This is a genomic window from Occallatibacter sp., from assembly GCF_049802275.1.
GTDB lineage: Bacteria > Acidobacteriota > Terriglobia > Terriglobales > Acidobacteriaceae > Telmatobacter.
The window spans coordinates 1-8682 of record NZ_JBARMD010000259.1 but is presented as its reverse complement, the minus strand read 5'-3'; the positions used below and the strand labels follow the sequence as shown (position 1 = coordinate 8682).

Sequence of the window (8682 nt, the reverse complement as noted above, 5' to 3'; positions counted from 1 at the left end):
CGCAATACAGGCCCCAGCAGATAGGACACTACCGGCGTCGCAATCAGCAACGCCACCGCGGCATTCAATGCGATCCCCACGTTCATCAGGAACGTTCGTCGCGTCACACGTTCAGTTTCCAGGCGCTCCATCTGTTCATGCGCGCCGGGCGGCGGAAGTTTCTCATCCATAATTGCTCCTGCTTGCGCCTTTCCTCGTTCATTGCTTCGCAGCCGATGCTTGCTGCTCTCCCGCAGTTTCTGCTTTCGCGCTCACACTCGGATAAGGCTGCCCCGGGTTCACAAGCCTCTGCGACATCAGCCACGCGGTCACATCCGTTATCTCGTCGTCTGTCATCGCTCTTCCCGGAATGTGTCCGCGCCAATCCGGTTCACCGATGTCCGGCCTCCCCGCAATCACCGTCGTACGCAATGTCTGTTCATTAATCAGCGCCAGAAACGATCCATCCAGAATCGACCCGGCCTTCCCCGGTTGCTGCGCTGACACTCCATGACAACGCGCACAGGCAATCGCGTAGACAGCCTTCCCCTTCGCTGCATCTCCCGCATGCGTTGCCTTGTAGGGCGGCGGAGTCTCCCCACCAAACGCATTCTCCTTCCGCCAACTGCCGCGAATCCCCTGCACCAGCGCGTCGATTTGTCGATCGGTCAACATACCGCCGTTCTCCTGCGCAAATGCGGGCATAAGCGTTCCCTTCTCCCCTTTTGCAATCACCTCGCGCAGCGCCGCGTCATCGATCAACGCCTGGTATTCCGGATTGGCAAGGTTTGCCGCCGCGCCATTCTGACCATTAACACCATGGCATCCCGCGCAGTTTGCCCCGTACAACGTCTCAAACGTAAGAACCATTTCTGGCCGCGGTACCTCCGGTCCGGCCATCGGCTTGCCGGGCAAAGTGCATCCGGCCAGCACAAAAAGCACCAGCGCGCACGCACCAGCCGCAGTACTCGTATTCATCACGTCCGCTCGTCTCCATCACGATCCGGACGCAAGCCCGGCGTCTCCAAACCAAGGCGAATTGCCAACGGAACCTGTTGAAGACGCTTGATCTTTCCAAACTTCGTCACCACATATCCAGCAACGAGTCCAAAGATCACCTGCGATGCCGCAAACGACCACCAGTCAATCCGCTCCTGAAGAAACGGATTCACGATCCCCAACACGCTATGCAGCAGCCCAGTCCACGCCGCCGGCGCGAGAATCCCACCCAGTAGAACAGGGTGCTTCGGCCATATCGGCAACATCGCTCCATAGAGCAAACCAACCAGCAACGTCGTCGCACCCTGGATGATGTTCGCGGTCACAAACGCGCTTAACCGGAAGTGGCTCATCTGTTCCACCGTTGGATTTACCCAGCCGCCTACGCCCGCGCCGCCCAGAAGATTCACCACGTACCAGATGCTGTGAAAGCGAACGATTCCGTAAATCTCGGCTGGAATTACCATCGCGATCCCGCCTGCAATGCCGCCGATAATTCCGCTCGAAATCGGAAACGTCTCCAGCGGCAGTTGCGCGCGATGCGTCTCGCCTACATCGATCCGTGCGACTTTCTCGCGTGAAGGCACAATCACCACGGTTTCATCCGTGACCGCAATCTCCTCGTGTGCCTCCTGTGGCAGCACCGCGCGAAACCAGCCCACAATTGACACCACAGTTAGAATTGCGCCCAGCACTGCGAGCTCCGCGCTCGTCACCAGTGACGCAAACACCAGTGTCAATCCCAGAGCCATCAGAAACGGCCACGCCGTCGGCGCCGGCAGATGAACTGAATGCGTGAGCAAAGCACCGGGCTGGTCCGCCGAACGCATTGAAGATTGAGACTCCGTCATCTTCCCACCACGTATACGACCGTGAAAACCACTACCCACACCGCATCCACAAAGTGCCAATACAAGGTCAACACTTTTGCGCGCTCCGCATGCTCCGTGCGCAAATGTCCCGTAAGCGAGAACATCGCCACCACCAGCATCATCAGCAGTCCAACCACTACGTGCGACGCGTGCAGGCCCACCAGCGAATAGAAAGTCGTCCCAAACAGATTGGTATGGATCGTCAGATGATCGTGAACAATCAGCTTGTACCACTCGATTCCGGTATCCGCCAGAAATATCGCGCCCAGCAGGATCGTGACCATCCACCACAACCGAAACGCCGCCATGCGTCCATGCTCAATCGCCCGCTCGGCCAGCATGATGAATCCACTGCTCGATAGCAGGCACACCGTTCCGAAATACGGAATCTCCAAAACATCTTTCGGCGTCGGCCCGCCAGTGTCCCGCCCGAGATAGTAGAGATACGCCACTACAAAAATCGTGAAGATCGACGCCTCTGCGGTGATCAGGCTCGCCATCGCCACAACGCCGCGCGAAGGCAACTTCCATTCGCCTTCATTCGCAACGTGCTCCAGCGGTACAGTCCCCATCGCGTCCCTCACTCAAATGCAGAGTCCGGATCTTCCGGATGTTTCAGGTCCCAAAGAGGCCGGCGGCTAGCAACCACCGGCTCCACGGGAAAGTTATATGCAGGCGGCGGCGATGACGTGGACCACTCCAGCGTCCATGCATCCCAGGGATCGGGCCCCGCAACCTTGCCGTGAAAATACGAGTGCACCAGGTTATACACAAGAATCAACACCGCGATGCCCTGGATAAATCCGCCGAGGGACACGATCTGGTTCAGCAGCGTCCATCCACGATCCGGCTCATATGTGTAGATCTGGCGCGGCATTCCCAGCAGTCCCGGAAAGTGCATCACGTCAAACGTCATGTGAAAGCCAATGACCATCAGCCAGAAGTGCCACTTGCCCAGGCGCGCATCTAACATTCGCCCTGTGATTTTCGGGTACCAGTAATAGATCGCCGCGAAAATCATGAAGACGATCGCGCCCACCAGCACGTAGTGAAAATGCGCAACAACAAAGTAAGAGTTGTGCAGTTGCCAGTTCCAGGCTGAAACCGACAGCATGATGCCCGTGAGCCCAGCCACCACCCACTGAAATAGAAACGCCACCGAAAAGAGCATTGGCGTCGCAAAGCGAACCTTTCCGCCCCATATCGTCGCCAGCCAATTGAACGTCTTAATCCCCGTTGGAATTGACACCAGCATTGTGGATAGAGTGAAGAACGCATTCCCGAACGACGTCATCCCGATGGTGAACATGTGGTGCGCCCACACGCCCAGGCTGATGAACCCGATTCCAACAGACGCCGCTACCATCGCTGGATAGCCAAAGATCGCCTTCCGCGAAAACACCGGAATGATCTCGTTCGCAAATGCAAACGCAGGCAGCACCAGCACGTAGACTTCCGGGTGCCCGAATATCCAGAAGAAGTGTGCCCACAAAATCGCCGACCCGCCCGCCTGGGTATCGAAGAAGTGTCCGCCCAGATAGCGGTCGATCAACAGCATTGCCTGGGCGGCCGTCAATGGACTCACAGCAACCAGCACAAGGAACGAAGTAGTCGCATAGAGCCACGGCAGCAGCGGCATGCGAGACAGCGTCATTCCCCTGCAGCGCATGCAGAATATTGTCGCAATGAAGTTGATCGCCGTCCCGATGCTTCCGATGCCGCTCGCCAGGATTGCAACAGCCCAATAGTCCACGGTGTGCCCCGGTGAGAATGCCCGCTCTGTCAGCGGAGCGTATGCAAACCACGCGACATCGGGTGCAGAACCCGTGCCCGCCAAACCTACACCTCCGATGAAGCTGTAATACAGCAGCAGCCCGGCAAATGCGCTGATCCAGAAACTGAATGCATTCAGCCTGGGAAACGCCATGTCGCGCGCCCCAATCATCAGCGGCACGAGATAGTTCCCGAATCCGAAAAGAATCGGCATGCCCACGAGGAAGACCATGGTCGTCCCATGCATCGTGAACAGACGGTTGAATGCGAACGGCGAAACAAAGTTGTTATGCGGGAAAAACAACTGAACCCGAATCAACATCGCCTCAAAGCCGGCCACAAGCAGAAACACCAGCGCGTAGCAAATGTAGAGAATTCCCAGCCGCTTGTGATCGACCGTGACAACCCAGCTGTGAAGCAGCTCAAGGTATGTGCCCGGCCGGGTCAGGACAGGAGTTCGGTCCAGTCCAGCAATCCCCGGCGCTTTGGGCATGCTTTCTGAGCTCATGTCGCTTCCCGCAGCTACCTCAATGTGAGTAAATATGCGGTAATCTGTTCGTTCTGCTTGTCGGTCAAGTGCATCGCCGGCATCAGGCATCCCGGCTTGATCTGGTTCGGATCTCCGATCCACTTGATCAGATCCTGGCGCGTATTCGGAGCTGCTCCTGACGCGATCGTCTCTCTGCTCATCAAGTGCGTGAGGTCCGGCCCGTACCGTCCTGTCGCAACCGTTCCCGCAACCGTGTGGCAGTTTATGCAGGCCTCGCGCTCGAACACATACTGCCCCGCTCGCGCCGACACCTCCTGCGCATCAATGCTCTCTGAAGCAACGCCGCGTGTAGTCGGCGAATTCACGTTCATATCTGCGTGAACGATTTGAGGATTCCCTGCATGAGCCGTGCTTTCCTCACTCGCGCTTTCACCTGTTTCGCTCGGGAGCGTGAGCTCAGCCTGGGTACGCTGCTGATTTGCAATCCAGTGGCGAAATTCCTCCGGCGTGTCCACATAAACCCGCAGCAGCATCTTCGCGTGCTCCGGCCCGCAGAACTGCGCGCACTGTCCCACATACAATCCCGACTGCTGAGGATCGATCCACATCTCGTTTACGCGATTCGGTAGCAGGTCCGTCTTGCCCGCCAGCTGCGGCACCCAGAAGCTGTGCATCACATCTGCTGACGTGAGCTTCATGTAGGTCGGCCTTGGCGATGCCTTGCTGCTCACCGGCACGTGCAGTTCGTTCGCCGTCACTACGTTGTACTGCGGATAGCGAAACTCCCACCAGAACTGGTGGCCCACTACGATCACGTCCAGCGCCGTCGCCGGCTTTTGTGCATCCTGGATGCTGAACAGCACGCGCGCCGTGGTTAGAAACAGCACCACGATGATCAGGATCGGAATGATCGTCCAGGACAGCTCAATTTGCACGCTGCCGAATACCTGCGGCGGCTCCGTCGTATCTCCCGGCCGCGCCCTGAAGCGCACCAGTGCGTACACAAGTAGGCCGCTTACCCCTACATAAATGAACCCGGTAATCGCCAGCACAAAGATTGACAGGTCATTCACGTCGTGCGCAGGCGTGCTCATCGGCGCAAATATCGAAGTCGTCGGAGATGCTGCCGCAATGACAGCACCGCCATACAACAGCGCCGCCATCACAGTCCACCGTCGACAGATGCAAGCTCTCGATTTCACAGATCCGCAAACCTTTTCGGGTTTAGGCTGCCGGGGTAATGATGCTGGGATGCACTCTTTCAACTGCCAAATCGTGACTACTCGCGGATGAACCCTCAGCGGTCGCTGTCAATCAGTGGGTTTCGTGCGGGACCTCCAGCGGCGCAGGGGTTCACCGAGGAGAACTAATATTAGCACGCTGCCCATGACTAAAAACCCATCCTGCATGATCTACATTGATCCGAGTGGAATCAGCAATGTTGTTGACAATGCCGCCGGCTGCATTACGCGAAATGACCATATCAATCCCGTCAAATAGGCCGCCCAAAGCCATGGCCATTCAGAATTTGCCGTAGAATCACTCCTTGAATCGTTCCGTAACTGAATTTCACGCCTGCGGTTGCCGTCAGGCTTCGAAGGAGATCGTCTGTGCAGGATTTTCGAAGGGATTTTTTGAAAATGGCCGGGCTCACTGTCGCCGGGGGCGCAACCACACTCCTCAACCCGTCCGTCCTAAGCGCAAAATCTCAACCAAGAGCGCAGATTGCAACCGGTCAGAAACAAATCTACTTTGACGTTCAACGCTATGGCGCCAAGGGTGACGGAACCTCGATCGATTCACCTGCCATTAACGCGGCGATCGATGCGGCCGCCAACGCAGGCGGTGGAACGGTCATCCTTACCGCCGGTATCTACTTGAGCTACTCCATCCATCTCAAGAGCAACGTCGCGGTCTTCCTGCAGCAGGGTGCCACCGTCCTCGCCGCTCCCACTCCGTACGATGGCCTGGCCACTGGCGGATACGATGCTGCCGAACCGCAAGGCTCGTGGGAGCCCTATCAGGATTACGGCCACAATCACTGGCACAACAGCCTCATCTGGGGAGAGAACATCCACGACTTCGGCATATTCGGCCCCGGCCTTATCTGGGGCAAGGGCCTGAGCCGCGGCCACAACGAAACGGCGCTGCCCAACACCACTGCGCCCGGCGTCGGCAACAAGGCCATCGCCCTCAAGAACTGCCATAACGTTATCCTTAGCGATTTTTCCATCCTGCAAGGCGGATGGTTCGGCATTCTCGCCACCGGCGTCGACAACTTCACTATCGACAATCTCAAAATCGACACCAATCGCGACGGCATCGACATCGACTGCTGCCGCAACGTTCGCGTCTCTAACTGCACCGTCAATTCGCCGTGGGACGACGGCATTTGCCCCAAGAGTTCCTATGCTCTCGGCTTCGCACGCGCCACCGAGAATCTCACCATCACCAACTGCTACGTCACTGGCGTCTACGAACTTGGCTCGGTGCTCGACGGCACATGGAAACGCATGGAGATGTCCAAAGGCCGCGTGGGCACAGGCCGAATCAAGCTCGGCACCGAAACCAACGGCGGGTTCAAGAACATCACTATATCCAACTGCGTCTTTGAAAGCTGTCAGGGCTTCGCACTTGAATCCGTCGACGGCGCCATTGTCGAAGACATCACCTTCACCGGCGTTACGATGCGGAACGTCCGCGCGCCTTTCTTTCTGCGGCTCGGCGCCCGACTGCGCGGACCCAAGCCGCAAACCGTTGTCGGAACGATGAAGCGCATTATCCTTAGCAATATCGTCAGTTCAGGCGCCGCCCAACTGCCTTCGATAATCGCTGGCGTTTCCGACCATCCCATCGAAGACTTGAAGATCAGCGACGTCTATCTGCATCAGGTCGGCGGCGCCGGCGCCGACATGGCCGCCATCCAGCCGCAAGAGAACTCAGACAAATATCCCGAGCCAACCATGTTCGGCGACTTACCGGCGACCGGCATCTACGTCCGCCACGTTAAAAACATCGAGCTCACCAACATCGAAATCGCAACCGAAAATGCCGACGCACGCCCCGCCATCTACCTCGACGACGTCGACGGCGCAGACTTCTTCCGCCTCAAGTTCCCGCTCCGTCAGCAGTCCGGCCAGTTCCGCCTAAAAAGCGTCTCCGACTTCCGCCTCTTCGGCTGCCATCACTACCCCGACAACGTCGAAAGCCACGCCGACGACAAGACAATCTAACCTGAAGGGTCGGCTTCAGCCCACACATAAAAAGTGTGTCATCCTGAGCGCCGCACGCTCGGGGCCCCGACGCGCATAAGCGCGATGGGTAAGCGGCGCGAAGGATCTGCTTGTGCTTTTGTCGCGTCAGGACGAACTCTTGCAGGCTCTACTCCTCCATATCCGGCTCTCAGGAAAGGTCAGGCTTCGAAATCCAGTTCCACCGGGTCGATCAGCGGCACCAGCCACTTGAGCAGCGCCAGGTGCATGGGATGCGTAGTGTATGCATCGGCTGCCGCCTTGTCGGTAAAGGTCATGAGCCCCACAAACGTATAGCCCTGTCCGCGCGGAGAAACGTTGGGACCGACGTGAACGTCGATGAGCCCGAGGACATGGTCTCGAAAAGCCACAATGTCGTGAGCCGCGCGCGCTTTGTCGGCCTCAGTAGCCTCCGCCTTCCACCGAAATCCGAAGATATGAATGAACACGAAAACTCCCGCACTTGAAGATTGAGATGCCGATCAGCCTAATCGTCCGCCACTCCCTATTCCCTGCTTCTATCAGCTTGCCATCGCGAATGCCCGTCCGCTCTCCAGCAGCTTCGCCACCGCTTCCTTCGAGGTCGATTCCGTATATATCCGCATCAGCGGCTCCGTGCCGCTGGCGCGAAACAGAATCCAAGTCTCCGCTGCGTTTGCCTTTGACTTCGCCTCAGGATTATCGAGGTAGAACTTCACCCCATCCAGCGTCTCCTGGCGCAGAATCGGCATGCCTGCAATCGACGCATCGCCCACCTTCAACGCCCTGGCCCGCACAATCACTGCATTCTTCAAATAGTCGGGAATGTGCAGGTCGATGCGCCCATACTGATGCTCGCCGTATTCGGCCTGGAGATCGGCGACGAGTTGGCCCAGCGTCTTCTTCTCTTCGGCCATGACGTTGGCCAGCAGCAGCGCATTCAAGAGGCCGTCGCGCTCCGGCAGATGTCGCTGAAATCCGATGCCGCCCGACTCCTCGCCGCCCATCACGATCTCGCGTTCCAGCATGTAGTCGCACACAAACTTGAATCCAATGCCGTGCTCGATCAGCTCACGTCCGTGCTTTTTGGCAATCCGATCAAGCATCTTGGTCGTGTTGAACGCACGTGTGACTGCGCCAGGCCATCCCTTACGGCGAAGAACCCAGCTCAGCAGCACCGAAAAAATCTTGTGCGGATCAACAAAGTTTCCGTCCTCATCCGTCGCGCCAATACGGTCCGCATCGCCATCGGTGCACAAGCCTGCGTCGCAATGATGCGCGACCGCAGCCTCGCCAAGCGCGCGGATATGCGGCTCGATCGGCTCGGGATTGATGCCCG

8 protein-coding genes are annotated in these 8682 nt (G+C 57.8%); 1 reads left to right on the top strand and 7 read right to left on the bottom strand.

The features are described from left to right. Positions 1-198: 198 nt before the first annotated feature. Genes WA354_RS09075 through coxB form a run of 5 tightly spaced genes read right to left on the bottom strand, consistent with a single transcriptional unit; the run spans position 199 to position 5276 of the window. Positions 199-957, bottom strand: a complete 759-nt coding sequence (locus WA354_RS09075) for a c-type cytochrome (protein WP_472812686.1) — start codon at positions 955-957, stop codon at positions 199-201. Next, positions 957-1808 (bottom strand): hypothetical protein, encoded by an 852-nt coding sequence (locus WA354_RS09070; protein ID WP_472812685.1) that lies wholly within the window; start codon positions 1806-1808, stop codon positions 957-959. The genes WA354_RS09075 and WA354_RS09070 overlap by 1 nt, the downstream gene beginning before the upstream one ends. A 17-nt stretch (positions 1809-1825) precedes the next feature. Then, the gene (locus tag WA354_RS09065) at positions 1826-2422 is read right to left on the bottom strand and encodes a cytochrome c oxidase subunit 3 (RefSeq protein WP_472812684.1); all 597 of its coding nucleotides are present in this window, start codon (positions 2420-2422) and stop codon (positions 1826-1828) included. 8 nt (positions 2423-2430) lie between these two features. Next, positions 2431-4131, bottom strand: a complete 1701-nt coding sequence (gene ctaD, locus WA354_RS09060; RefSeq protein WP_472812683.1) for a cytochrome c oxidase subunit I — start codon at positions 4129-4131, stop codon at positions 2431-2433. 14 nt (positions 4132-4145) lie between these two features. Continuing rightward, complete coding sequence (gene coxB / locus WA354_RS09055; RefSeq protein ID WP_472812682.1) at positions 4146-5276, bottom strand: cytochrome c oxidase subunit II; 1131 nt, start codon at positions 5274-5276, stop codon at positions 4146-4148. A gap of 447 nt (positions 5277-5723) precedes the next feature. Here coxB and WA354_RS09050 point away from each other — a divergent pair, with 447 nt between their 5' ends. After that, positions 5724-7346, top strand: coding sequence for a rhamnogalacturonidase (locus tag WA354_RS09050; protein ID WP_472812681.1), 1623 nt, complete (start codon positions 5724-5726; stop codon positions 7344-7346). 179 nt (positions 7347-7525) lie between these two features. On the opposite strand, the gene WA354_RS09045 is transcribed toward WA354_RS09050, so the two are convergent. After that, positions 7526-7813 (bottom strand): Dabb family protein, encoded by a 288-nt coding sequence (locus WA354_RS09045; protein WP_472812680.1) that lies wholly within the window; start codon positions 7811-7813, stop codon positions 7526-7528. A gap of 72 nt (positions 7814-7885) precedes the next feature. Beyond that, positions 7886-8682, bottom strand: a 797-nt coding sequence (locus WA354_RS09040) for a phosphohexomutase domain-containing protein (protein WP_472812679.1), incomplete at its 5' end; no start/stop codon positions are given.